The organism is Micromonospora sp. LZ37, from assembly GCF_059359015.1.
Genome location: NZ_JCADBL010000003.1, coordinates 514363 through 539629, shown reverse-complemented (window position 1 = coordinate 539629; position 25267 = coordinate 514363). Strand labels below are relative to the sequence as shown.

At 71.0% G+C, this 25267-nt stretch carries 19 protein-coding genes; 7 read left to right on the top strand and 12 right to left on the bottom strand.

Going from position 1 to position 25267, the window contains the following annotated elements:
* Positions 1 to 156 precede the first annotated feature (156 nt).
* The 8 genes from AC5L3Z_RS10030 to eccD form a co-directional block, all read right to left on the bottom strand.
* The gene (locus tag AC5L3Z_RS10030) at positions 157 to 477 is read right to left on the bottom strand and encodes a hypothetical protein (RefSeq protein WP_494841263.1); all 321 of its coding nucleotides are present in this window, start codon (positions 475 to 477) and stop codon (positions 157 to 159) included.
* Positions 474 to 905: a YbaB/EbfC family nucleoid-associated protein gene (locus tag AC5L3Z_RS10025; RefSeq protein ID WP_494841261.1), complete on the bottom strand. Its 432-nt coding sequence runs from the start codon at positions 903 to 905 to the stop codon at positions 474 to 476. Before AC5L3Z_RS10025 ends, AC5L3Z_RS10030 begins: the two co-directional genes overlap by 4 nt.
* Before the next feature lie 15 nt (positions 906 to 920).
* The gene (locus tag AC5L3Z_RS10020; RefSeq protein WP_494841259.1) at positions 921 to 3407 is read right to left on the bottom strand and encodes a WXG100 family type VII secretion target; all 2487 of its coding nucleotides are present in this window, start codon (positions 3405 to 3407) and stop codon (positions 921 to 923) included.
* Positions 3408 to 3472: 65 nt separating this feature from the next.
* Positions 3473 to 3865, bottom strand: a complete 393-nt coding sequence (locus AC5L3Z_RS10015) for a hypothetical protein (protein ID WP_494841258.1) — start codon at positions 3863 to 3865, stop codon at positions 3473 to 3475.
* Between the two features lie 98 nt (positions 3866 to 3963).
* Positions 3964 to 4248, bottom strand: a complete 285-nt coding sequence (locus tag AC5L3Z_RS10010) for a WXG100 family type VII secretion target (RefSeq protein ID WP_494841256.1) — start codon at positions 4246 to 4248, stop codon at positions 3964 to 3966.
* Positions 4249 to 4288: 40 nt separating this feature from the next.
* The gene (locus tag AC5L3Z_RS10005; protein WP_494841254.1) at positions 4289 to 4603 is read right to left on the bottom strand and encodes a hypothetical protein; all 315 of its coding nucleotides are present in this window, start codon (positions 4601 to 4603) and stop codon (positions 4289 to 4291) included.
* Positions 4604 to 4711: 108 nt separating this feature from the next.
* Entirely contained in the window at positions 4712 to 6109 is a 1398-nt protein-coding gene (gene eccB / locus AC5L3Z_RS10000) for a type VII secretion protein EccB (RefSeq protein ID WP_494841252.1), read from the bottom strand.
* Positions 6110 to 6112: 3 nt separating this feature from the next.
* On the bottom strand, positions 6113 to 7513 hold the full coding sequence (gene eccD / locus AC5L3Z_RS09995) for a type VII secretion integral membrane protein EccD (RefSeq protein WP_494841250.1): 1401 nt from the start codon (positions 7511 to 7513) through the stop codon (positions 6113 to 6115).
* Between the two features lie 245 nt (positions 7514 to 7758).
* On the opposite strand from eccD, the gene eccCa reads away from it, so the two are divergent.
* The gene (gene eccCa / locus AC5L3Z_RS09990) at positions 7759 to 11715 is read left to right on the top strand and encodes a type VII secretion protein EccCa (RefSeq protein WP_494841249.1); all 3957 of its coding nucleotides are present in this window, start codon (positions 7759 to 7761) and stop codon (positions 11713 to 11715) included.
* Here eccCa and AC5L3Z_RS09985 read toward each other — a convergent pair.
* From AC5L3Z_RS09985 to AC5L3Z_RS09975, 3 genes are all read right to left on the bottom strand, one after another.
* On the bottom strand, positions 11675 to 12868 hold the full coding sequence (locus AC5L3Z_RS09985) for a S8 family serine peptidase (protein ID WP_494841247.1): 1194 nt from the start codon (positions 12866 to 12868) through the stop codon (positions 11675 to 11677). The genes eccCa and AC5L3Z_RS09985 overlap by 41 nt on opposite strands.
* Before the next feature lie 68 nt (positions 12869 to 12936).
* Positions 12937 to 14430, bottom strand: a complete 1494-nt coding sequence (locus AC5L3Z_RS09980; RefSeq protein ID WP_494841245.1) for a S8 family serine peptidase — start codon at positions 14428 to 14430, stop codon at positions 12937 to 12939.
* 119 nt (positions 14431 to 14549) lie between these two features.
* On the bottom strand, positions 14550 to 15932 hold the full coding sequence (locus tag AC5L3Z_RS09975) for a LysM peptidoglycan-binding domain-containing protein (protein WP_494841244.1): 1383 nt from the start codon (positions 15930 to 15932) through the stop codon (positions 14550 to 14552).
* A gap of 402 nt (positions 15933 to 16334) precedes the next feature.
* On the opposite strand from AC5L3Z_RS09975, the gene AC5L3Z_RS09970 reads away from it, so the two are divergent.
* Together AC5L3Z_RS09970 and AC5L3Z_RS09965 are read left to right on the top strand one after the other, a co-directional pair.
* Positions 16335 to 17714: a S8 family serine peptidase gene (locus tag AC5L3Z_RS09970; RefSeq protein WP_494841243.1), complete on the top strand. Its 1380-nt coding sequence runs from the start codon at positions 16335 to 16337 to the stop codon at positions 17712 to 17714.
* 405 nt (positions 17715 to 18119) lie between these two features.
* Positions 18120 to 21023 carry an AfsR/SARP family transcriptional regulator gene (locus AC5L3Z_RS09965; RefSeq protein WP_494841242.1) on the top strand — a complete coding sequence of 968 codons (2904 nt, stop codon included), beginning with the start codon at positions 18120 to 18122 and terminating at the stop codon, positions 21021 to 21023.
* A 136-nt stretch (positions 21024 to 21159) separates the two neighbouring features.
* On the opposite strand, the gene AC5L3Z_RS09960 is transcribed toward AC5L3Z_RS09965, so the two are convergent.
* A complete protein-coding gene (locus AC5L3Z_RS09960; protein ID WP_494841241.1) occupies positions 21160 to 21768 on the bottom strand; it encodes a sigma-70 family RNA polymerase sigma factor in 609 nt (202 codons plus the stop codon).
* Between the two features lie 1087 nt (positions 21769 to 22855).
* Here AC5L3Z_RS09960 and AC5L3Z_RS09955 point away from each other — a divergent pair.
* From AC5L3Z_RS09955 to AC5L3Z_RS09940, 4 genes are all read left to right on the top strand, one after another.
* Positions 22856 to 23761 (top strand): hypothetical protein, encoded by a 906-nt coding sequence (locus tag AC5L3Z_RS09955; protein ID WP_494841240.1) that lies wholly within the window; start codon positions 22856 to 22858, stop codon positions 23759 to 23761.
* A 112-nt stretch (positions 23762 to 23873) separates the two neighbouring features.
* Positions 23874 to 24074 carry a transposase gene (locus tag AC5L3Z_RS09950; RefSeq protein WP_494841239.1) on the top strand — a complete coding sequence of 67 codons (201 nt, stop codon included), beginning with the start codon at positions 23874 to 23876 and terminating at the stop codon, positions 24072 to 24074.
* Positions 24075 to 24280: 206 nt separating this feature from the next.
* Complete coding sequence (locus AC5L3Z_RS09945) at positions 24281 to 24937, top strand: fasciclin domain-containing protein (RefSeq protein WP_494841237.1); 657 nt, start codon at positions 24281 to 24283, stop codon at positions 24935 to 24937.
* Between the two features lie 100 nt (positions 24938 to 25037).
* Positions 25038 to 25214 carry a hypothetical protein gene (locus AC5L3Z_RS09940; RefSeq protein WP_494841236.1) on the top strand — a complete coding sequence of 59 codons (177 nt, stop codon included), beginning with the start codon at positions 25038 to 25040 and terminating at the stop codon, positions 25212 to 25214.
* Positions 25215 to 25267 lie beyond the last annotated feature (53 nt).

Here is a 25267-nt window from a genome sequence, read left to right as displayed (position 1 = left end):
ACCGCAGGGAACTCCTCCCCCGTCAGCCACTTGAAGAACTCAGCAGTGGGCCCATCAATGTCAAGGCCCATAACCCCCGCTGCCCCCTCAATCAGTCAATGCCCAAGGCACGGGGTCAACCCCGCGGCCTCTCCGCCCGTTTCCGCGGACAGCCGCTCAGTGACGGCCGCTGCCGTTAGCGTTTACCGTGTTGGCCTCTTCCGCTCGCGACACGAGCTCGCGAAGCGCATCCACGGCCTCACTGCGGCCGCCGGCAACCAGTCCCAGCAACTCGAACATCTGCGCCGCCCCCCTGTTGAAGCTTTCGACGAGCGCCACGATCTCCTTGTCCTCTTTGGATCCTTCGCGAGTGGTCAGGGGCATGGCCGCCCTGACGTTGTTCACGAATTGCTCCTCGATCGCCCGCGCTGCGGCCTGCGAGGGGGCGAAGGCGCTGCCCCTGAGCTTGTCGAAGTCGGCACCCAGCACCTGCGTCACTTCGCACCTTCCTCGCTCGTGGGCTGCCCGTCGCTGGGCCTGAACTGCTTGAACGGGCGCATGGCCTCATCCATCATCGAGTCCAGATCGACCGGCCCGCTCAGCATCTCCATGATCGGCGTCCCTGCCGGTAGCAGGGACCCGAGCAGGCCGAACGCCTTCTCGCGAGCCTGCTCCCGCGCCGTGCCGATGGTGTCGACGAGCAGTTGTCCGAGCTCTGCCGGCGCCATCTTCCGGTAGGCGTTCGTCGGGAACTTCACCTCCTGCAGATCCCCTGCGGCGTCGACCGTCACGGTCAGTGCCCGGTTCTTGGCGCTCACCGTGCTTCTGCCTGCAGCCATCTCCCGCTCGAACCCAGCGAAGGCGGCCTTCTTCTCGGCGAGCTCGGCGTACGCCTGCTCCAGGTGGTCGTGCAGAGGGTTTGTCATGATCACTTTCCTCACTCAGTAACCGCGGCCGGTGCCGCGGGCCGGACGCTTAGGTGCAGCCGGTGCCGACGACGGGGCAGGCGACCAGGGCTCGAACTCTTCCGCCGGCATGTCCGGTACGTCGTCGCGGCCGATGACCGAGGGCATGACGTCCGGGTCTGTCCCCCAGACCTCCTCATCCTCGGCCAGCCACGTGGTGCGATCGCGGTCCTTGCTCTCGTTGCCGCCGCCGGCGCCCATTCCGCCCATCGGCGGCATCATGGGTGGGAACCCGGCACCCCCGGCAAAGCCCGCCGCGCCGGGAGCGCCGTCGGTGCCATTGATCCCCGCTGGCGCCGGGCCCAGAGGACCGACCATGAGCCCAGTCGGTGGCGGCGTGGTGTTGGAGGCCGGATTCCAGCCGCCGGTCGACGTGCCGCCACCCGCCGAACCGATGCCCTGACCGTCAAAGCCCGGCAGGGCGCCGCCAGCACTCGGCCCCGGCGTGCCATCCAGACCCGGCAGGAAGTCACCCGCACCTGGACCCTCGGCACCACCCAGACCCGGCAACGAACCACCCGCCCCCGGACCCTCGGCACCACCCAGACCCGGCAACGAACCACCCGCCCCCGGACCCTCGGCACCACCCAGACCCGGCAACGAACCACCCGCCCCCGGACCCTCGGCACCACCCAGACCCGGCAACGAACCACCCGCCCCCGGACCCTCGGCACCACCCAGACCCGGCAACGAACCACCCGCCCCCGGACCCTCGGCACCACCCAGACCCGGCAACGAACCACCCGCCCCCGGACCCTCGGCACCACCCAGACCCGGCAGAGTGACACCGCCCTGTGGGTTCGTGGCGCCACCGCCCGCACCGTCCTCAGCACCACCGAGGCTAGGAAGCTGTGCGCCGGCACCGGGGCCCGGCAAGGCATCACCATCGATCGTGGTGGGGCCGGGGTCGCCGGAGTCGAGGTCGCCCGTGGATCCGGAGCCGCCGCCCTTGCCGCCACCACTGCTTGTGGGCGGCTTACCCAGACCGCCGAGGGAAAGCCCACCAGGCGGTCCGAGGGGGGGCACGCCACCACCGGTTCCGAGGTTCACCGAGCCGCCGTCCGGGTCGAAAGCACCAATGGTGCCGCCGCCCGGCGGAAGGTTCAGACCACCCGGCGGACCGTCGGAGCCGCCGCCACCGGGCAGACCACCGAGGCTCCCGCCGCCCGGCGGAAGGTTCAGACCACCCGGCGGACCGTCGGAGCCGCCGCCACCGGGCAGACCACCGAGCCTCCCGCCGCCCGGCGGAAGGTTCAGACCACCCGGCGGACCGTCGGAGCCGCCGCCACCGGGCAGACCACCGAGCCTCCCGCCGCCCGGCGGAAGGTTCAGACCACCACCAGGTGGAAGGTTGGCACCACCAGGCGGAAGGTTGATACCACCGCCACCGCCGGGACCCGGCAGCCCGGGGGCGGGAGTCGGCGGCGGGACGTAGTCCTGCGGGTCGTGCATGTTGAGGATGGTGTTGTTGAAACTGTTCCTCAGATTGGCGAACTCCAACCGCATGGTGTCGTCCAACGCCGAGACTGCTCGGGCGAAGTACGCCTGCATGTCCCGGTTGAGCTCGCCGAGCGCCATCACCGGGTTCTTGAAGTCGTACGTCCTGCTGCCGTCACCGAAGTCAAGCGCCATGGGCCAACTGCTGACCTGTTCCCAGGAAGTCAGCAACCCCGCATCGATGGCTTTTTCGTTGTAATGATTGGTCTGCTGCCCGAGTTGATCGATGTGTTGCTCGATCTGCGCCATCACCCGGCGGATCATCTCGCTGGGTTGATAGGTCGACACGCTGGTGAACTGCTGCCACGCGCTGCCGATCCGACGCCAGAAGGATCGGGCCGCGTCCGCGTTCTCGTGCAGCATCTGCGTCCAGTTCTTACTGGTGTCGATGTCGCTGCGCAGCAGCTTCATCTCCTGCTGCAGGTTCTCCACGACCTTGGTGTAGGCCTCGGCCGCCGCTCCCATGAAATGGGATTCGCCGCCGCGGACCCGTTCGATGTGTCGCTGGAGCCGTTGCATCGTGGTCTCCAGCCACATCGACAGGTTGTACATCGTCTCCGCCGCCGTGTCGAAGCTCGCGGGGTCGAGCGGCAACGGGCTCGGTGGCATGAAGATCGCGTCGCGGGAGTTGTTCCAGAACTCGTTGAAGAAGTGCTCGTGGGGACTCGCCCCGGACGAGCCCGCGTACCAGTCGACGCGTCCCTTGATGACGTAGTAGGCCGAGTGTAGAGCCCCGCTGGTGCCACTCACCGTCCGGCGGTAGATCGTGAACTCGTTGGCGCCGGGCGTACCCATGGAGTCGTTCCACGGGTGGTTCTTCCGCGCGGTGATGTAACCCCAGCTGACCGCGCTGATCCAGGGACCGTTGGTGAACGTGCGCCGATCCATCCCCTTGGCACCGAGCACGGCGATGAGGCCCTGCTCCCAGGGAGCCAGTCCGTTGATGTCCGGGTTCGGCTGCGTCACCGTCGATCCTTCCGAAACAGATCCAGGGGTTACTCACGAAGCCGCAACGGCTTCTAGCGTTTGGGTCAGGGCAGGTTGGGCGGAGTGAAGCTGGGCGTCGTGAAGAGGTTGTTCTGCTCGGCGGCACCGGAGTTGGTGATGAGCTGCCCCAAGCCCTGGGCGTACCTGGAGAGGGTCTTGTCCTGCCCTTCCAGCTTGCCGTTGACCTTCTGGCCGATCGAGCTGACGCGGGTCTGGACGCTTTGCCCCGCGGGGAAGTTTCCGGTGCTGGGGCCCTCCTCGGTGCCGGACGACCCGCCCGCCCGCACTTTGATGGCGTTCAGCGGGAATCCCTGCGGGTGGTTCGGGTCGTTCGGGTTGATCCCCTCCCGGACGGCCTGTATCTGGTTGCGAATGTCCATCAGCTCCTTCTGCAGATCCCGAAGAAACTGCTCATGGACCTTGATCTTCGGCGGCATGTCCTAACCCCTTGGTCGATGTCGGTGCCCGGCGTGACGCTCCGGGTGGCGCGGGCTGGTGTCGCGCCACCCGGAGTCATCCCGCCTATCGGCAACTGTCAGGAAAAGAGCCCGGCACCGTTGCGGTCCGCCCGGAGATAGTTGCCGACGATTGTGCGGAGGGCGTGGGTGGCCTGCACATTGCCTTTCTCCACCTGGTCACTGCCCGTGTGCCAATTCTTCTGAACCTCGGCGTAAGCCTCGATGCTTTCACCCGCGTTCGCCTGGCGGTAATCGTTGACCCTAGCCTGCAGGGTCTCCACGGCGGCCCTCAACCCCATGCTGACGTTGTCCAGTTGATCGGCGGTGGCGTAGGCCCGCTGCGGCTCGATCTCATAGCCCATCGTCGTTCCTCTCATCAAGCTTTCTTCGGCAGAAATGCGCTCAGGTCCAGCTTGCCCCAGCAAAACCGGCGGCCGGGCTGGCCGCGCCACCGGACCCGGATGCCAGAGAGGCGCTGGCGGCCATAGCGATGGCGTCGTCCTCCGTTCTCGCCGTCAGGGCAGCGAAGCGCGCCATGTCGTCCGAGATCTGGTTCAGTCCGTTGCCGATATTGTTGATGCCGTCGGTGATTTCCTGGAGCCCGTTCCGAAAGCGATCAGCAGCCGCTCCCGTCCAGTGCGCCAAGTCGTTCCTGGCACCGTCGACCGTGGCCCTCGCTTGCGCCAGCTTCTCGACCGTGTCGCGGAACGCGTTCATGAGATTCTGGGTAGTCTGCTCCTCAATACTGAGCTGACCTGGCATTCGTTGCCTACCTTTCCTGGTTGAATTGCGTTCTGACCTGCGTTGCTCACACTCGGCTGGTGGTCACCCCCCTCCGGACGCGGTGGTGATGACCGGGCCGGTGGGCAGCATGTCCAGCAGCCGGCGCGGCACCGGCCAGGCCTGCTCCGGCTGGTAACCGAGCCGACGCGCCGCGTCCGCGGCGACCGGAAACTTCACCCCGGCGTCGGTCACGAGGAACATCGCCGGCCCGGCGGTCTGGCCGGGACGGCCGGCCACGACCAGCCCACCCAACCCCGCCGACACCCCGACCACATTCGCGCTTCGCTCGGTGCGGACGATGCCCGGTGCGTCCTGCACCGGGGCGGGTGGGGCGATGCGCTGGGCCGTCACCCGCACCGCGCCGTCGGCCAGTTCCTGCTCCACACACCACGTCCTACCCGCCGGCAGGTCCGCCACCGCCGGTGGCGTCTCGGGCAGGTCGGCCGGGAGCGCCGGCTGCGCTACGACGGGCGTACGGCTCAACGCGCCGGGCGTCAGCTCGGTGGGCACGACCGACGCGCCCGGATAGGCCCGGCTCGTCCCCGGGTCCCCCGCGGCGACGGCGTACGCCAACGGGCCGAGCTCGACCAACCCCTCGCGCCGCAGCAGGTAGCGACGCTCCGACGCACCCGGGGTACGCAGCAGGAACAGTTGCCCCACCCGGGTCGGACGACCGTCGATCAGCGGACCCCGGCCGCCCCGACCGGGCACCGGGATCGGCGCGAGATCCGGACCGACCGGCAGCGTCTCCAGCCAGGCCGCCTCCACCGCGACCGCGTCACGGTCGTAGCCGAGCACCCGCGCCAACCACTCGGCGCCCAACCGGAACCGGCGCCCCTGCCAGACCAGGTAGCTGTCCCCGCCCGCAGCCACCAGGACCGCGCGATCGCGGGCGAGCGGCTCGCCCGGAGGGGACTGCGACGACGTGGAGATCGTCAGCGTCGTTCCGGTGAAGAGCACCCCCGCCTGGTCGCGCCGGGAAAGCGCGCAGACGGTCCACACCTGCTTGGCCACCGTGCCCGGCGCGGGCAGCGCGTCGGGCGCGCCGACAATTCCGATCGGCTGCCCGTGGGGCACATCGCGCAGCGACCGCTGCGAGACGGAGACGGTCCTGGGTGCCTTGCCAAAGAGCAGCCGGGCGGAGGTGTAGTTGAGCAGCGGTCGCAGCGCACCGTCGACGTAGACGTAGCGGGTGCCGGTCTCCTTCTCCAGCACGAGCACGCCGGGTGCTTTCCAGCTGGTGGCGCCACCCGGTCGGAGCAGCCCGAAGATTGCGAACCCGGCCACCGCCAGCGTCGCCACGAGGAGGCCGATGAGGGTGCCGACGACCAACCGGCGGTGCGGACTTTCCGGGCCGTCCGGCTCGGCGCTGACCAGTGCCGCACTCAACCGGCCCAGCACGTACGTCTGAGCCTGCACCTGGTCGCGGCGTGACTGCACGGCTCAGCCCCCCAGTCCGCGGGCGAAGCCGTACACGCCGAGAAGCGTGAGCAGGATCGGCACCATGGCGATGGCGCCGATCCACTGCAGGAGGTCACCGATCCGTCCCCAATAGGGCATGATCCGCCGCCCGGGCAGGACCCGACCCACCACGAAGAGCAGGAGGGCGCCAACCGGCAGAAGCGCGGCGGCAGCGGCGAGCCGGATGGTGGCGGACGCTTGGGCTCCGGCCACGACCACGACGACGGCGACGCCGAGCAGGGCGGGCAGCGCGCAGGCGAACCGGTGCCAGGCGCTGGTCATCGGCCGTAGCGACAGCAGCCGGGTCGTGACCACCAGGCCGAGCAGCGTCGGCGGGGCCCAGCCGTCGGCCGCGCCGAGCAGGACCAGCGCGACCGCGGTGGGCAGCGCGAGGCCCAGGTACAGCCCGGTCATGTACCGGTCGGCGGCGGCCGTCCGGGCCAGCAGCGGCTCGCTCGGCTCCGGATCGATGTCCTCCTGCAGGTGCTCCGGAGCGGTCGGTAGCGGGGCCAGGGTGAAGCGCGCCAGCCGGAAGCCGAGCATCGGCACCGCCACCATGCCCACCGTGGCGACGACCGCCACCAGGCCGGCGCAAGCCGCCTGCGACAGCGGGAGGAACACGGCCAGTCCGGCGCCCAGGGCGGTGATGACACCGGCGGTGGCGATCCCGGCGAAGACCGGTCCCGCCCAGCCAACCAGGACCGCGGCGAGCAGCGCCGTGACCGCGCCGGTGACCGCCGCGGTGAAGACCTCGGGCGCGCCCAGCGCCACCGCCGGGTCCGCGGAGCGCAGACCGGGTGCGCTGGCCCCCGTCGCGGCGGCGAAGCCCACCGAGGCGACGGCGCAGAGCAGGCCGAAGGCCCGGTCACCGCCGGCGCGGGTGAAGCCGAGGGCACCGGCGAGGCAGCACACCGTGGCGACAGCGCCGAGAAGCATGCGCCCCAGCGCCGGCGCGGGCAGCGCGCCGACGATCAGGACGAGCAGAGCGACGAGACCGAAGAGGCCGAGCGCCACCCAACGGATCATCTCCGGCTGCCAGCGCCCTGCGCGATTCTGCACTCCGACGGCGATGCCGTCGGCCAGGTCGTCGAAGTGCACCGGTGGGATCTGGTCGGCGCGGGGGCGGAGGTGGACCGTCTCCCCGTCGCGGAGCCCGGCTCCCGCCACGGTGCTCGCCTCGTCGAACGGCGCGGAGCCGAGTCGTTGCAGGACCCAGCCGCCGTGCTCCAGGCCGGCGTCGGCCAGACTCTCGTCGAGATGGTGCAGCAGGGCCGGGAGCAGCTCGCCGATCAGCACGTCGGCCGGCACGGCGACCTCGATCCGCCCGGTCTGGGCGACAACGACGAGGCGGCACATCTCGGCGGGTGGGGTGGCGACGGTCACGCTCCCTCGACGGCGTTTGACCGCGCCCGGTTCAAATTCATCGCGAAGAAACTTTTCGCCCCGAGCCCCCCGCACCGTTGATCCGCGCACGGCCGGCATCCGTCGTACCCGACGCAGGGCTGAGCGACGGCGCCGGGGCAAGGACCGGCGCGCGCTCCGTAGCAGGCGGGCCACGCCCGCCCGATGGGGGCTGAGTTGTGAGTACGGTGCTCTTCCGCCGTCCGGCACGCCGCAGTGGGCCACCGATGCCCTCCGGCGAGATCGACCTTCAGGAGCCGCCCGAGCTGCCGGAGGCGCAGGGCGGGGGCATGCGCCAGGCCATGACGGTGCTGCCGATGGCGTTGATGTCCGGCGTCATGATGATGATGTTCGTCGGCGGGTCCCGGGGTCCGGTCACGTACGTGATGATGGGCTTGCTGGTCGTCGCGATGGGCGGCATGGTCGTCGGCCAGGTCGCCTTCGGCGGATTCGAACGCAAGCAGCGGCTCGGCGGCGACCGCCGGGACTACCTGCGCTACCTGGCGCAGAACCGGCGACGGGTCCGGCAGCACGTGCACGGCCAGCGGCAGGCCAGCAGCTGGCAGCATCCAGATCCGGCGTCGTGCTGGTCGGTGGCGATGACCTCGCGGCGGTGGGAACGCCGGGCGAGCCACCCCGATTTTCTCGAACTGCGGGTGGGCACCGGCGAGCAGCGCCTGGCGGTACGCATGACCCCGATGCAGACCAAGCCGATCGAGGACCTGGAGCCCCTGGCGGCCAAGTCGCTGCGTCGGTTCATCCGCGCTTACACCACCATCTCCGACCAGCCGTCGGCGGTGTTCCTCCGCGGTTTCGCCCAGATCCGGTTCTCCGGCGACCCGGCAGCGGTCCGCGCGACGGTTCGGGCCCTCCTCGCCCAGCTGGTCACCTTCCACGCGCCGGAGGAGGTCTGGGTCGCGTTCTGCGTCGCCGGGGACGGGCTGACCGCCTGGGAGTGGGCGAAGTGGCTGCCGCACGCGCAGCACCCCACCGCGCAGGACGCCGCCGGGGCGGTGCGCCTGGTCGGCGACAGCATCGAGGAGATCGAGCGGCTCTGCGGCGAGGCGTTCGCCGCCCGCCCCCGTTACGAGCCGGGTGCCACCCCCACCCGCGACGAGCCCTTCGTCGTGGTGATCCGCGACGGCGGCCGACTAGGCAACGGTAGCCGAATGGTCACCGCCGGTTACCGCAACGCCCTGCTCATCGACCTCGACGACCCGACCCCGCCGACCGGCAAGCAGATCCTCTGCCTGCACGTCGAGGGCGACGACCTGTTCGTGGTCCGGCGGGACCGGGTGGGCAAGGAGGTCCGTAAGCGGCTCGCCCGCCCCGACCGGCTCGGCGAGACGCAGGCCGCCGTACTGGCCCGGCTGCTCTCCCCGTACCGGCTCGGCGTGGTGACGGAGGCCGCCACGGACACCCTCAAGACCGACTTCCACCTGGGGACCCTGCTCGGCATCCCCGACCTGCGGGGGCTCGACCTGTCCGCGTTGTGGGCGCCTCGCAGCGCCCGTGAGCGGCTGCGGGTGCCGATCGGGATCGATGCCGACGGCAACCCGGTCGAGCTCGACATCAAGGAGTCCGCGCAGGGCGGCATGGGACCGCACGGCATCCTGATCGGAGCGACCGGATCCGGCAAGAGCGAGCTGCTGCGCACCCTGGTGCTGAGCCTCGCGGTCACCCATTCGTCGGAGACGCTCAACTTCGTCCTGGTCGACTTCAAGGGGGGAGCGACGTTCCTCGGGCTCGACGAACTGCCGCACACCTCCGCGCTGATCACCAACCTGGCCGAGGAGGCCGCGCTGGTCGGCCGGATGCAGGACGCCCTGCACGGGGAGCTGATCCGGCGGCAGGAGCTGCTGCGCAGCGCCGGCGGGTACAGCTCGCTGCTCGACTACGAACGGGCCCGCAAGCAGGGCGAACCGCTCGATCCGATGCCGACGCTCTTCGTCGTCGTCGACGAGTTCAGCGAGCTGTTGGCGACCCACCGCGACTTCATGGACCTCTTCGTCATGATCGGCCGGCTCGGGCGCTCCCTCGGCGTGCACCTGCTGCTGGCCAGCCAGCGGATCGACGACGGCCGAATCGGCCAACTCGAATCCCACCTGTCCTACCGGATCGGGTTGCGGACCTTCTCCTCGATGGAGTCCCGCGCGGTGATCGGGGTGCCCGATGCCTACGAGTTGCCGGCCGCGCCCGGCAACGGCTACCTGCGCGCCGATGTCGCCACGCTGATCAGGTTCAAGGCCGCGTACGTCTCGGGCCCCTACCGCGCCGCCGCCACCCGCATCCGGCAGGAGATCGTGCGGCAGCAGGTGGTGCCGTACCGGCTCGGCCCGGTCGCCCTCCGCACGATCGAGGCACCGCAGCCCGAACGGATTCCGGAGGAGACGGCGGGCGAGGTCACCATCCTGGCCACGGTGGCGGCGCAGCTGGTGGACCAGGGTCCGCCGGCCCACCAGGTCTGGCTGCCGCCCCTGGACGTCCCGCCCACCCTCGACCAGCTCCTGCCGACGCTGGCGCCCGACCCCGATCTCGGACTGCGGGCCGTCGACTGGCCGTTCACCGGTCAACTCGTGACCCCGGTGGGGTTCATCGACAAGCCGTTCGAGCAGCTGCGCGACCTGCTGGCCGTGGACCTGTCCGGGGTGGGTGGGCACGTTGGCATCGCCGGTGGGCCCCGTAGTGGCAAGAGCACCCTGCTGCGTACCGTGATCTGCAGCCTGGCCCTCACGCACAGCCCGCGGGAGGTGCAGTTCTACTGCCTCGACTTCGGCGGCGGCGCACTCGGCGCGTTGGCCGACCTGCCGCACGTCGGCAGCGTCGCGGGACGATTGGACGTCGACCGGGTCAGCCGGACCGTGGCCGAGGTGAGCGGGCTGATCACCGACCGCGAGCAACGCTTCGCCGCGCTGGGCGTCGAGAGCATGGCGGCATACCGGCGGATGCGTGCACAGGGGCAGCTGGACGACGACCCGCTGGGTGACGTGTTCCTCGTCGTCGACGGCTGGTTCACCCTGCGTCAGGACTTCGAGGCGCTGGAGGCGACGGTCCGGCAGATCGCCGCGCAGGGCCTCAACTACGGCGTCCACCTGATGCTGACCGCGTCACGGTGGTCGGAGGTGCACCACGCGATGCGGGACCAGATCGGCACCCGCCTGGAGCTGCGGCTGGGTGATCCCGTCGACTCCACCATCGACCTGCGGCTTGCCGCCACCGTGCCGCAGACGCCCGGACGCGGCCTAACTCCGAACAAACTGCACTTCCTGGGCGGACTGCCCCGGATCGACGGCGTCGCGGACGGGAACGACCTCGCCGACGCGGTACGCCACGTCGTCGCCACGGTCGACGACTTCTGGACCGGCCCGCCGGCGCCGGCTGTTCGGACCCTGCCGGCGGTGCTCCCCGCCGCGGACCTGCCCGCGCCGACCGGTGACCTACGGATCACCCTCGGCCTGGAGGAGTCGCGGATGCAGACCGTCTGGCACGACTTCGCGGAGCTGCCGCACCTCACGGTGCTGGGCGACAACGGCAGCGGCAAGACGAACCTGCTCCGCCACGTCGCCCGGTCGGTGACCGACCGGTACTCGCCGGAGCAGGCGCGCATCATGCTGGTCGACTTCCGCCGACAGCTCTTCGACGACATCCCCGAGGCGTACCGGCTCGGCTACTCCGTCTCCGTCGACGCCACCCGCCACACCGTGGCCGACGCGGTCACCGGCCTCGCCGGCCGGATGCCCGGCGCCGACATCACCCCCGAACAGCTCCGCCGGCGGGACTGGTGGACCGGGCCCCGGCTGTTCGTCCTCATCGACGACTACGATCTGCTCGCCGGCCACGACAGCCCGCTCCAGCCGTTGCTGCCATACCTGTCGCACGGCGCGGACATCGGCTTCCACCTCGTGCTGACGCGGGGCGCGGCGGGGGTCATGCGGGTGTCGATGGACCCGTTGATCCGTCGCCTGCAGGAGACCAACAGCCCGGACGTCGCGCTGTCGTGTCCGCCCAACGAGGGCCCGCTGCTCGGCAACACCAAGCCCCGGCACCTGCCGCCGGGGCGGGCGCTGCTCTGCACCCGACGCAGTGCCCGGCTGATCCAGACCCCGTATCTCACGCCGGCGGGGTCGACGGATCAGCCGGGGGTCACGGTCGCCAACGCCGACGGCGGCCCCACCGGACGGTGATCACCGCCACTGTGGTGAGCGCGGCGAGGACGACCGTGCTCACCACGGTGGCCAGGGCGATCACGGTCGACGACGGGGTCGGCGGCCGGGTCGGCAGGACCACCGGCGGGGCGGACCCCATGAGCACGGGGGCGTCGTCCGGCTCGAGAGCGGTCACCGCGGCGTACAGGTCCAGCGCACCGCGGCCGACGGCCTGGCCAGGCCGGCCGGGCAGCGGCTCGGCGGTGCCCTCCAGCCGGCGTCGCACCTCGGCCTGGTCGAGATCCGGGTGATAGGCGCGCACGAGCGCGGCGGCCCCGGCCACCTCGGCCGCCGCCACGGCCGGCCCACCCACCGTGAAGTGCCCGTCACCGGTCGGGCTGAGGCTGACCGCCCCCGAGACCGGTGCCACCAGGTCCACGCCGGACTCCGGCGACGACGCTTCGGTCGGTGTGCCGTCCCCGGCGACCCCACCGACGGCGAGCACGTCCTCGTACCGGGCCGGGTACCACGCCGGGACCGGTCCTGAGCCGCCCGACTGCGACGTCTTCGCGTCAGCCACGGGGGCGACCAGCACGATGTCCCGGGCGATCGCCGCCCGGACCGCGGCCGCCAGTTCGGCGTCGGCGGTCGGAGTACCCACGCCGATCAGGATCACGTCCGCCTTCGCTGCGGTCGCGGCCCGGATGCCGGCCGCGAGCGCCCCCGGGGCGACTCGGCCGTCACCGTCGACGATCCGGATCGGCAGGATCTTCGCCGCCGGCGCGATGCCCAGGAACGCGCTGCCGCTGACCGGACGGGCGGCCACGATACCGGCGAGGGCGGTACCGCGCCCCACGCAGTCCCGGTCGGCCCGCTGCCGGCCCGCCACGCCACGTCCCGTCAGCACGGCGCCGTCGGTGAGACCACGGGCGAGGGCGCTCACCCCGCTGTCCACCACGGCCACCACCACGCCCTCACCGCGGGTCAGCGGCCAGACCAGCGTCGGGTTCAGCCGCGCCAGGGGCGGCGGGGTGGCGGTCGCCCGGACGCCGCTGGGCGGTACGCAGCCGTCGGTCACCGTCGGGAGTTCCGGCGGACCGCCGTTCGGGGACCGGGTCGGCAGCAGGTCCGGCGCGGCGAGTGCGACCGACTGCGGCCCGAGAGGTGGTACGGCGAGCACACCGGTGAGCACCGAGCAGGCGAGGGACGCCCTTCTCCGGCTCCGCCGTTGTCCGCCCCGCCCGGACACCCCACTGCGGCTCACCGCGGACCGTGCCCGGGCTCGGCGGACCGCGACGGGGCCGCCGACGGCGTGCGCCGGCGCAGCAGCAGCGCCACCGCCCCCATGCCCAGCAGGGTGACCAGGGCGAGGGCGACGACGCGCTGGACGCCCCACCCCGAACGCGGTACGGCGGCCGGGGACGGGGCCTCCGGCAGGAGCAGGGTGACCGCCGCCTTGACGTTGATCATTCCGTGCCCGGTGGCCGGTTCGGGTGCCTGCGCACCATCGGCGCTGGCCTTGACGCGGTGCACCACCTGGGCCGCGTCGAGGTTCGGAAAGCCGGCCCGCACCAACGCCACCGCGCCGGCGACGAACGCCACCGCGTACTGGCTGCCGCTGCTGGCCCGGATGCCGACACCTTCCACACCCAGGCTGGCCACGTCGATGCCGGGTGCCACCACGTCGACCGCCCCCGGCCGGTAGCCGGCAGCGGGCTGGCCCTGTGGGCCCACACCGCCGACCCGGATCAGGCCGGGCACGGCCGGCTGCTGCGCTTCGGCGCTCTCGCCGGCGTTACGGGTCGGCGCCGCGACCACGACGACGACGTCGTGTTTGAGCGCCGCCGCCACCGCCGCCGCAACCTGCCGGTCCCCGAGGTCGACGTACGCGCCGAGGGCGATCACCTTCGCCCCGGCGGAGACCGCGACCTCGACGCCGGTCGCGGCATCACTGGCCCGGGCCCGCGGCGCGTCACCGATCACCCGGATGGGAAGGATGACCGCCTCCGGGGCCACCCCTGCCACGCTCGGACCGGCGCCATCGCCCGGATCGGCAGCGACGATGCCGGCCATGGCCGTGCCGGAGCCGAGGCAGTCCGAGTTGCCCTTTCCGCTTCCGGCGACAATGTCGGCGCCGGGCGCTACCCGGCCGGCCAACTCCGGAGCCCGGCCGTCCACGCCGGAGTCCACCACCGCGACCAGCACACCCTGTCCCCGGGTCCGTTGCCAGGCCTGCTCCGCCGCGATCCGCTGCTGCGCCCAGTTCGCCCCGTCGCGAGGTGCGGCGGTCGAACGGCACGGCCCCTGCTTCCCCCGGCCGGGTCGATCCGCCGGGGGGCGCTTGGTCCCGCCGCGGGGCGGGGACTTGACCGCACCGGTGGGGTCGGTCGCCGGGGTGGTACGCGGCAAGGCTCCGTACCGCACCCCCTCCCCGACGGCATCCCACGGCAGGATCAGCGACCAGCCGGGCCGCAGCGTGCCGTCGGCGCCGAGGGCACCACCGTCCGCCTGCCGGCGACCCACGTTCAGGTTCACGATGTCGCTGGCGCGTCCGGGGCTGTCGAGGAACCGGGCGGCGATGGCGTTCAGGTTCTCCGGCTGCCCCTGATAGGAGGACTGCACGGTGTAGTACTTGACCCAGGTGTCCTCGGCCGGTGCTGAGGCAGCCGCGCGGGCGGGGCCGGCGACCGGCACAGCAGCGAGGGATCCGAGCAGTACGGCGAGCATGACCCAGGCCCGCGCTCTGACCGTCATAGACCGTCCTCTCTCACCTGTCCCGCCGGTCGGCGGCACACCTGCCACGACGACGCGCCGGCCCTCGTCCCGGTTCAACGCCGCCGCTCTCCCTGCCGGCGCCGGTCCGCCTGACGCCGTCACTGTCCGGAAATCTTCGGCTGCGGGACGTGCACGACGCCGGCCCCCGGCGAGGGCCGGCGTACCGTGGGCTGGCCGACAGTGGCCACGGGCACCGCGGTCTCCGGGGTGACCAGCACCGACCAGCGGGCCCGCAGCACCTTGCCGACCAGCACCGGGACGACCCGGTGTCCGTTGTGCTCGGGCAGCGCCCGGGCCACCGCCAGCCCAGCGCCCCGCAGTCCCCCGCAGAAGACCACTCCCGGGCCCCTCATTCGCTCGGCTTCCGCGGCGGTACGCGGGAAGGCGCTGATCCGTTCGCACCCCTGCGGCAGGTCGTCACCGAGGACGTCACCCACTACGGTCACCGCCAGGCCGGCGTCCCGGAGCCGCCAGGCCATGCGTAGGGCGTGCTGCCGGGCCACGTCCGGCGTGCCGACGATGGTGAAGACCCCCGGAGTACGGGCGAGGTCTACCCAGAGCACCTCCGGTCCTCGGCGTCCCACCGCCACCGGCACGGTACCGGCCAACGGCGCGCCGTCCGACTCCTGCCACGCGTACGGTGCTTCGTCCATCTCGCCGACACCGAGCAGCCGCACGCCCAGCCGGTCAGCTGGATCCCCGTCCAACGCCACCAGCTCGGCCATTACGTCCGCGGGGCGCGGTTGCGGCACGAATCCGTCGACCTCCACGTGCCGCTCCGGTTGCGCGGTGGTCGGGCCGGAACTCGCCATCGGGCCCAGCGCGGCGGCCTCCGATGCCGGCGTGCTCAAGTGCCCGGTCTCCGCCAGCGCCTCGGCGCTCGGGGCGGGCGCGGCCGGGGCGGGCTGCGCCGCACTCGCGGCTGCGGGAGTCTCCGGGGCGTCGGCCCGGACGTGCGCCCGCTCGCGACGACGTCCTCTTGCGCTGCCGTCGGCCGGCCCCGCACGCCGGGACACGAGCGCCGCGGCCCGTTGTCGGGCCGGGGCCAGCCGCAGGATCAGCGCCAGCAGCAGGGCCATCACCACGAGCGCGACGACCGCGACGGCGATCCGCGAGGTCATGCCGGTGCTGGCCGCAGACCGGTTCGGCGCGGCAACGTCGACCTGACCTGTGGGGCTCGGCGCGGTCGGTGCGACGGTACGCACGTGCGGACCCCGGGCATCCGGTGGCAGGCGGAGAACCCAGCCGGGTCGGACCTGGGTCGGATCGGTGAGCGCCCCACCATCCGGCTGGGGACGCCCCTGGTTGAGCTCGAAGATCTCCCGGTACCGGTTCCCGTCACCGAGGGTCCGCACGGCGATCTGGAACAGGTACTCCCGCTGCCCGTCGACAGGCGGCGGCACCACGTAGTAGAGCTCCTTGCCGGCGCCCACAGCGCTGGGTCGCGGCGTCGGGGCGGACGCCGAGCTGGCGGGTGCCACAGGGGCCGAAGGTTGGGCTGACGCGGGTGCCGGGGCAGCGAGAGCAACCGCCACCAGCGCCACCGACGCGTATCGGCCCATCCGGGTACGCGCCCGGTCGGCCGGTTCCCGCCACCGCGCGACGCGGTCAGTCATGTACGCCTCCTCGATCGAACACCGTCGCCCGCACGGATCCGGCCGCCCGGCCCCTGCGGCTGCTACCGCCGCCCGACGGCAGTCCCGGCAGTACAACGTGCGGGAGCGGTTCCGGTTCACCGTTAGGTATGTTCGGGGTCGGCACGTCGACCGGGTCGGTGGGTGGCACAGGCGCCTTCGGGGAGGAATCGCGGTGTCCGAGGGTGAGCAGTGAGGGGTGCCCGTCCGGGCGGTCGGTTGTGCCTGGTGCTCGTCACCGTGCTGTCTATGGTCGCGCCGTCATGGGCGCCGCCGGCCTTCGCGGCGGGGCACCTCGCCCGTGCCGCACAGGCCTCGACCTACGTCAAGTACTACGTGGTGCGCGAATTGTTCGGCGGAAAGCCGGAACAGCTGCCGGACATCGCCGAACGGACCCTCGGCAACAGCCGGCGCTACGCGGAGATCTTCGAATGGAATCGCGACCGCATCCAGCCCGACGGCCAGGTACTCAGCGATCCGGCGGTGCTGCGCGCCGGGTGGTTACTGGTGCTGCCCTGGGACGCCGTGGGCGACCGCGTGGTTCACGGCCTGCTGCCGGCGGAGCCGCCGCGCTCCCCGTCGCCGCCCCGCGCCCGCCGGCCGAACGCGGCCTGCGCGCCGGTCTCGGACTGGCCGGGCAGGGCAATGCCGTGGGCGCAACTGCGGCTGGCTCCCGAGGACGCGTGGACGCGCAGCCGGGGCGAGGGGCTGATCATCGCGGTAGTCGACTCCGGGGTGGACAGCAGCTCGCCCGCCCTGGCGGGACGCGTGCTCCGCGGCACCGAGGCGGCCGACGGCCGGCAGCGGGGGGACATCGACTGTCTGGGGCACGGCACCGCACTGGCGGGCATCGCCGCCGCCCGCCCGACGCCCGGTCGTGGGCTGGTGGGCGTGGCACCCGACGCGACCATCCTGCCGATCCGGCTGCGGCCCAGCGTCCCCACCTCCGCGGACGAGGCGGCCCGGGGCATCGCCATCGCCACGGCGAACGGGGCCGGCGTGATCCTGCTCGGCGCTGAGGTGGACGGATCGGATCCGCGGCTGATGCGCGCCATCGAGGAGGCGGTGGCGAGGAACGTCGTGGTGGTCGTTCCGGCACCCCGCGGTGACCTGGCACCCGTACCGCCCGTTGACGGCCTGCTGCGGGTGGGCGCCGCCGGCACGGACGACAGGCCCCTCGGATCCGCCCCTGGGACGGTCGACGTGCTCGCCCCAGGGGTGGGAATCGTGGGCCTCGGCGTCGGTGGCGCGGGCGCTGTCGAGGGAAGCGGACCCGACTTCGCCGCCCCATTCGTGGCCGGTCTGGCGGCGGTGCTGCGGGCGAGCGCTCCCCACCTCTCCGCCACCGAAACGGCCGAACGGATCATGCGGACCGCACAGGGCGACGGCAGCGGCGCCAGCCCAGCCCCGGCCGCCGGTTGGGGGATCATCGACCCCCGGGCGGCGATGGCGTCGGTGCTGGCCGATCAGCCGGAGCAGCCCACCCCCGCCAGCCGCCGCACGGCGGTGGTGGAAATCCTGCTGGCGATGCTGGGCCTGGTCGCCCTCCTGGTTGGCATCCGCCTGCGACCGCAGCGGGGCGATCGGTCGCCCGGGCGGGATCCCACCGGGCCACGGGACGAACCTTGACGACAGCTGTATCAGCGGCCGCCGCTTCACCACGGCAAGCCACCGACGGGCCGCTGGCGGCCGCCGATTCGGCGACCAGCCCCCCGCCTCGACCAACCGGCCGACGCTGGCGTCCCGGGCAGTGAGAAGCCTGGTCGAGCAGGACCGCCCTTAAGGGCCCGTGGTGCGCCTCGTCATGAAGCTGCCGTCGCGTGACCGCGGCGTACAGGCTACGCTTCGTGGCCGGTGGCCATGGTGGAGCCCCTTCCGCGTCACGAGTCGCGGGTCGCGTCCCAGGGTGCGTCCTAGCTTGAATCGCTGGTCCTGGAATTTAGCCGGATGGTGGTCCAGACGCAGCTGGAGCGCGGATGGAGGTGAGCTGCGCCAGGGTACCCGGCGGTTGTTTCGCCTACGACGTGGAGCGCGATGGTGTTGATCCGGGTGCTGGGCCCGTTGGCGGCCGACATGGCAGACCGCCCGATCAATCTTGGTGGTCCGAGGCAGCGTGCCGTTCTGGCGTTGTTGGTCGCTGCGCGGGGTCAGGTCGTGTCGATCGATCGGCTGATTGAGGACCTGTGGGGCGGGCGGCCTCCGGCCCAGGCGTTGAAGACCTTGCAGTCTTATGTGTCGAATCTGCGGAAGCTGCTCGAGCCGGGTCGTGAGCCGGGGGCCCGGGCTCGGTTGCTGGTCAGCGCGTCGCCCGGCTATGCGTTGCATCTTGGGCAGGATTCGGTCGACGCGTGGCGGTTCGAGCGACTGTCGAATGAAGCCCGCAGTACCCTGTCCGGCGATCCCGCGGCTGCCCGCCTTCTGTTGGACGACGCGCTGTCGTTGTGGCGGGGCCGGGCGTTCGCGGAGGTGGCGGACGAGCCGTGGGCGGCGGCGGAGGCCGGACGGCTCGAGGAGTTGCGGCTCTCCGCTCGTGAGTTGCGGGTTACGGCTGCCCTGCGGTCCGGTGACGTTCTCGGGGCTGCGCTCGAGGCGGAGCGGCTCGTGGGTGAGGAGCCGTTACGGGAGGAAGGGTGGCGCCTCTACGCGTTGGCCCTGTGGGGTGGGGGGCGCCAGGCCGACGCACTGGCCGCCCTGCGCCGGCTTCGTTCCGTTCTGGCCACCGAGCTTGGTCTGCATCCCGGTCCTGCGCTGGCCGAGCTCGAGGAGGCGATCCTCACTCAGCGCATGTCGGTGCTGCATGCCCTTGTCGGGCCGGCGCCGACCGTCGACGTGCCGCCCCCGATCCGCTCTGGCCTTCCCCCGGAAGAGGCGACGCACCCGGCGGGGAGCGGTGAGCACGACGGTTCCGGGGTGGTCCGTCCGGCGCAACTGCCGCCGGCGATGCCGCTGTTCAACGGACGTCAGGCAGAGCTTGCCACGCTGGACGCGCTCCTGCCCGCCGGTGGTGAACCGCCCGAGACCGTCGTGACCGTGGCGCTGGACGGCATACCCGGCGTCGGCAAGTCGACGCTAGCGGTGCACTGGGCGCACAGCGTGTCCCGCCGGTTTCCCGACGGTCAACTCTTCGTGAACCTTCGGGGCTTCGACTCCCGGGGCTCGATGGTCAGCGCCGAGGAGGCGCTCAGCGGCTTTCTCTATGCGCTGGGCGTGCCACCCAGAGACATACCGACCGGTGTTGAGGCGCAAACCGCGTTGTACCGGAGCACGACGGCCGGCCGCCGGTTGCTCGTGGTCCTGGACAATGCGAGAGATGTCGAGCAGGTCCGGCCACTCATTCCCGGCTCCCCGGGCTGCCTGGTGATCGTGACGAGCCGGAACCGGCTCAGCGGCCTCGTTGCCCGCGACGGCGCCCACGCCCTCACCCTCGACGTGCCGTCCATGGACGAGGCGCGAGCCGCGCTACGCCGCCGATTCGGCCCGGAGCGCGCTGCCGCGGAGCCCGACTCGCTCGATGAGATCATCGAACGGTGTGGCCGACTGCCACTGGCGCTAGCCATCGTCGCCGCACGCGCGGTGGCGCATCCCGGCAGTCCCCTGCACGTGATCGCGGCCAATATCCGCGCCAGCCGGGGCAGCCTGGACGCGTTCACCGGCGACGACCCGGACAGTGACGTACGCAGTGTGTTCTCCTGGTCCTACCAGATGCTCAGTCCCGCGGCGGCCAGGCTGTTTCGGCTCCTGTCCCTGTTTCCGGGGCCCGACATCGGCCTGCCCGCGGCGGCCAGTCTCGGCGGTATTCCGCCACGGCAGGCGGCGGCGCTCGTCGGCGAGCTCACCCGGACCCGGCTGCTCACCGAAGACCAGCCTTATCGGTACACCTTCCACGACCTGATCCGCACCTACGCCATGGAGCTCGCCGAGGAGCTGGAGCCGGCGGTCGAACACCAGGCCGCGATGCTGCGGATCCTCGATCACTACCGGCAGACCGCACACGCCGCGCACCTGCATCTTCAGCCCAAGCTCGCATCGCCCACACCGCCGGCTCCGCTGCCGGACGTCACGCCGCAGGGCGTCGTTGACGTTGCGGAGGCGATGGCCTGGATCATGACCGAGCGGAAGCTTCTCCAGATCGCCGTGGAAAGCGCCGGCCGCCGCGGCCTCGCCACTTCCTGGGAGCTCGCGCTCACCCTGCTACCGTTCTACCAGCGCACCGGCATGTATGTCGCCTGGGCCAGCACCGCGCAGACCGCTCTCGACGCGGCCTACGCCGTGGACGACCTCCTCGGACAAGCACACATGCACCGCATGCTCGCTGGCGCCCATCACTTCAGCGGGAACAACGAGCGCGCGTGGGACCACCTCGAGCGCGCCCAGCGACTGTTCGATCAGCTGAACTACCCCGTGGAACACGGCAATGTGCACTGCAACATGGGCTGGGTCCGTTACAGCCAGGGCCACCACGAACAGGCACTGAGACACTACGAGCAGGCATTCGACCTGTTCGTGCGTGCCGAGGACCACCGGGGTCAGGCTCAAGCGTTGCAAGGCATGGGCTTTTGCCAGATCGGGTTCGGCAACCACGAGGAGGCCATCGACCTCCTCCAGCAAGCCTCGAGCATCTTCAGCGACTGCGGCGATGAGTACAGCAGAGTCAGCACCTGGTCCTTCATCGCCCAAGCATTCAAGCTGCTCGGGAAGTACGGAGAATCCATCGAGAGTTTCCAGCGGGCACTGCCGTTTGCGCAGGTCACCGGCAACAGGATGGATATCGCAATCACGAACGTCGAACTGGCAGAGGTGTTCCTGCTCGCAGGCGACGCCCCCAGCGCACGTCAGGCCTACCAGGTCGCCCTGGCCGTCTACCGGGAACTCGACCTGGCCGAGGATGCCGCCAAGGTACGCAGTTGCCTGGCGGAGCTCGACCCACCCGAGTCATGACCCGACGCTCGCCCGCATTCCGCTCGTGCCCCTGCGACAGACACCGCCGCCACGTGCACCACCCCCGGCCCGCCGACGGACGTCGGGCATCGTGACCCACCGCGAGGACCCGTCCCGGTCGTCATCGCGGTGGCCGTCACGCCGGGCCTGCGTCACGGCCACATTCCGTGTGCGCAGAGCCGACAGCGGCGTGCAACGCCCGTAGCGCGTCGTGGGCACGCGCCTTGACGGTTCCCTCTCGAATTGCGCGGCGAGCAGCCGCCTCATCAGTGGAATGACCGAGGGTGAACACTTCGATCAAGGCCGCCCGGTGAAAGTCACTCAACCCGGCCAACGCTCGCCGCACCGCCTGCGCCGGTACCACGCCCTCCACCGGGTCCTGGTCCACCGATAGTCGCCCGGAGTCGGTGGCCGTGACCTCGGTGGGGCGCGTTCGCTGGGCACGACCACCACCGATGGCGATCCGGCAGGCCACGATAGACAGCCAGCGGTGCACCGCCGCTGGTTCGGTGGGCAGACTGTCGAGGTGACGCCAGGCTCGCAGCATCGTCTCCTGCAGCAGATCCTCCGCCCGACGCCGATCGCCCGACGTCAGCCGCAGGAGAAGCCGAAAGACGGAGTCGGCGTGCGTCTCGTACAACATCCGCATACGCGGGTGCGCCGCCATCACCGTCCCGCTCGGCGCGGTGTCGTCCGCGCCAGCCGGGGATCGATGCATCGCTTGGTTCATGTCGACCACAATCACGGTTGGTCATCAACCTACGAGGATTGACGAGGCAGAGTTCGATTGTCGATGCACGCGGGTCGATGTCGGTCCCGATCGGTCTTGCGGGTCAGCCAGTCGCGGGGAACCGACACCGACGCCGCTGCGGCGGTCGGTGGACGCAGGCATCAAGTCGCCGCCATCCACGCATTCGGGTACGGCGTCGAGCGACCAGACCCGAGCGAGGGCTGATCAGCCGGACGGGACGCTGTACCGGCACCCACCGGGCGCACCGTCTCGGCCGGCTCCGCGACGCACAGCGGCGGACACCCCGGCAACGACTCCCGACACAGCAGAAACCCCTGCTGCGCGTGCACCCAGCCGTAGAGCGAATGCAGCTCGATGCTCTGCCGACACCATCGGCAACCGCTCGCCGCCACGATCCGACCCGGACCGGGAAGCGGTGCGTGTCGGATGGTCCCCGCACAGGCATCGATCAACGCCCGAAGGGCAATCCGGTGCACCGCACACGGAAACGGCTCATCACAGACCCGTAGCGCGCACTGGCCGTAGCGGCCGGCTTCATGCTGGCGGTAGACCGCATACGCCCGACGCCACTTGTCCTGGTCACGGCAGCCCGGCGGGGGTTCGCTCGGCGGGTCGTTCTGATCGAACGGGAAGGGATGCATGCCTGCGGAGGCAACGACATCGACGGGAGCTGCCGCCCTGTCGACCTGAGTGTCCCGTGCCCGGTCGAGGCCGCCGCCGCGCCAGGCGGGATCCGGTACCCGCCGCTGGTCGACCAGCCCATACCCACTGTTGTCAACCATGCCGCGGGCGCGCGGTCGCACGACCCCGACGTCCGGGACACCTCTCGTGGCGACATCGATCACGGCACGTACTCCCTCGCTCGTCGCAGTCTCGGGTCGTGCAGCATGCGAGGTGCAGCTTCGTCTACCGTTCCTGGAATACGGCTGGAGGGCAGTCCAGACGCGTCTGGAGCACGACTGGGTGAGACGGAAATCACGCGCCGTATCAGCGAACCTCAGCCCGCCGGGATGCTGGTTTTTGTCCGAGGCGTGACACGGTCCACAATCGCTGTCGCGGTGACACCCCAAATGGAGCCTGCATGGACTTCCACGACGAGGAACCCGACGAATGGGATCCGAGTTCGGCGGCCAGCTGGCCCGGCCACTGGTCCGGCCAGCGTGGGTCGGGCAACCAGGGACCAGCGGCGCAGTGGCGCGAACACTGGTTCGACCACCAACAGGTCGTGCAGCTCGCCTGCTATGACGACCAGGTCGCGATCTACCTCGACGGCGACGTGGACCGGGCCCACAGCCGGTGGCTGCTGGCCTACCTCAGCGACGCCTGGCTCTACTCGAAGGACGTCTACGGTCACGGATTCGGCCCCGACCCGCGGCTGTACTCAATCCACCACGGGCACCGTCACGCGGGCGGGCATCCCGGTTACCACTATGACCCCACGCACGACCACCGTAATGTCATCGACTGCGGCCTCAGCCCCTGGTCACGCAGCAACGAGATGTCGATCGACATGCTCAGTCACGAAATTGCACACGTCGTGGAGAGTGCCAACAACTCGGCGCACCGTTCTCCCGCGTTCCCGATCTGGCGGGACAGCAAGTGGGCCGAGTTCTTCCAGTACGACCTGTATGTGGGACTCGACCTGGGCCGGGACGCCCGGCGGTTGCACGACCGGTTCACCAGGCAGACGGAGGACTTTCCGCGCCCGGGTACGCACTGGTTCCGCGACTGGTTCCACCCGCTGTGGGACGCTCGCCAGGGTCCCGGGCTGATGGTCGACTTCTTCCGACTGCTCGCCCGCCACTTCCCCACCGACCACTCGAACCGATACCTGCGCGACCTGAACTGGGGTGAATACCTCCACTTCACCAGCGGCGTGGCCGGTGCGGACCTGTCCGGGCTGGCCAGCCGGGCGTTCGGCTGGCGCCACGAGTGGCACGACGAACTGGACCGCGCACGCGCCGAGTTCTCCGAGATCAGGTACTAGCCGTCCGGAATCCTGCTGGCTGGGTGGGGTGGACGCCCGGCGGCCACTGGAGTGACCCCCTGAGACCGGACACCTCCTGACTTGGCATCCTGGCGGGAAGGAGGAAACCGCTGTGGCTCGACAGAGCAAGTACCCCGTGGAGTTCCGCCGCCAGGCCGCGGCGTTGGTGCTCGACTCCGGCCGCAGGATCCGAGACGTCGGCCGGGAGTTGGGGGTCAACCAAGGGACGCTGCGCAACTGGGTCGAGCGGCTGCGGCAGGAACGCGACGCGGCCGCTCCGGTGAGCTGGCCGTTGACGAGCGGGCCGAGCTGATCCGGTTGCGGCGGCAGGCCGCCCATCTGGAGCTGGAAGGGAGATTCTGAAGGAAAACCGCGGTCTTCTTCGCACGCGGGACGGAGCGGACCGACGTTCCGTGCGAGAAAGTTCTGGCCCGGCCACATCCGGAAGTGAGGACCGGCGCGAAGTACGGGTGAACGGCATCCCAGCCGCAACCCAGTACTCAGAAAAGAGGCACGTAGATGAGGATCATCGGACTCGGCAAGCGGGCCGCCGCTGTCGCCACCGCCGCCGTCGTCGCCTCCGCCCTCGCCGCCGCGCCGGCCGCCGCCCACGGCAAGACCAAGCCGCTGGGCACCAAGTCCCTCGCGGCGGTGCTGACCGCGGACAAGAAGGGCTTCGACCACAACGGCCACGACTACGACATCCTCACCGCCGCCGTTCAAGCGGTCCTCAAGGCCAAGCCGTCCAGCCCGGTCAAGGTCCTCGCCGACGGCAACACCGCCCTGACCGCTTTCATCCCCAACGACCGCGCGTTCCAGCTGCTCGTCGCCGACCTGCAGAAGACCAAGCGGCTGCCCGGCGAGATGAAGGCCTTCACCGACGTCGCCGGCCTCGGCATCGGCACCGTCGAGTCAGTCCTGCTCTACCATGTCGTTCCCAACTCGACGATCGACCGCAAGGCCGCGCTCAAGGCCGACGGTGCCAAACTCAAGACCGCCACCGGATCCACCACCAAGGTCGACGTGTACGGGCCGCGCTGGCACAAGCGCATCGCCCTCATCGACGCCGACCGCAACGACCGCAACCCGCGCGTCAACCGGTTCGACGTCAACAAGGGCAACAAGCAGATCGCCCACGGCATCGACCGGGTCCTGCGCCCGATCAACCTGCCCTGAACCTGACACACCACCCACGGGCGCGGTCCACCCCGGACCGCTCCTGTGCGACGTCGATCGCTCGGCGGTTGTGCATGTCGAGCAGCACGGTGGAGTACCGGTGCCCACGACGGCGGGCGAAGTCGTCAAGCCCAGCGCTGTCGGTGTCACCGGCGACGGATGGGGCATCCGCCGGATTATTCGGATCAACGTCATGCGAGACACCGACACGGCCAACCGCTGCGCGAACCGGCTGCCCGGTCTACTGCCCAACACCACCGTGGAAGATTCCTCCTGACCACCATGCGATCGCGGCCCGCACCGGCCAGCCGCCTGACCGCCCTGGCGAGG

Coding starts and splice junctions, on each gene's coding strand:
- AC5L3Z_RS09980 (WP_494841245.1), bottom strand. CDS start 14,430: ATGACGGTCAGAGCGCGGGCCTGGGTCATGCTCGCCGTACTGCTCGGA.
- AC5L3Z_RS10015 (WP_494841258.1), bottom strand. CDS start 3,865: ATGCCGCCGAAGATCAAGGTCCATGAGCAGTTTCTTCGGGATCTGCAG.
- eccCa (WP_494841249.1), top strand. CDS start 7,759: ATGCCCTCCGGCGAGATCGACCTTCAGGAGCCGCCCGAGCTGCCGGAG.
- AC5L3Z_RS09970 (WP_494841243.1), top strand. CDS start 16,335: ATGGTCGCGCCGTCATGGGCGCCGCCGGCCTTCGCGGCGGGGCACCTC.
- AC5L3Z_RS09955 (WP_494841240.1), top strand. CDS start 22,856: ATGGACTTCCACGACGAGGAACCCGACGAATGGGATCCGAGTTCGGCG.
- AC5L3Z_RS10005 (WP_494841254.1), bottom strand. CDS start 4,603: ATGAACGCGTTCCGCGACACGGTCGAGAAGCTGGCGCAAGCGAGGGCC.
- AC5L3Z_RS10025 (WP_494841261.1), bottom strand. CDS start 905: ATGACAAACCCTCTGCACGACCACCTGGAGCAGGCGTACGCCGAGCTC.
- AC5L3Z_RS09965 (WP_494841242.1), top strand. CDS start 18,120: ATGGTGTTGATCCGGGTGCTGGGCCCGTTGGCGGCCGACATGGCAGAC.
- AC5L3Z_RS09945 (WP_494841237.1), top strand. CDS start 24,281: ATGAGGATCATCGGACTCGGCAAGCGGGCCGCCGCTGTCGCCACCGCC.
- AC5L3Z_RS10010 (WP_494841256.1), bottom strand. CDS start 4,248: ATGGGCTATGAGATCGAGCCGCAGCGGGCCTACGCCACCGCCGATCAA.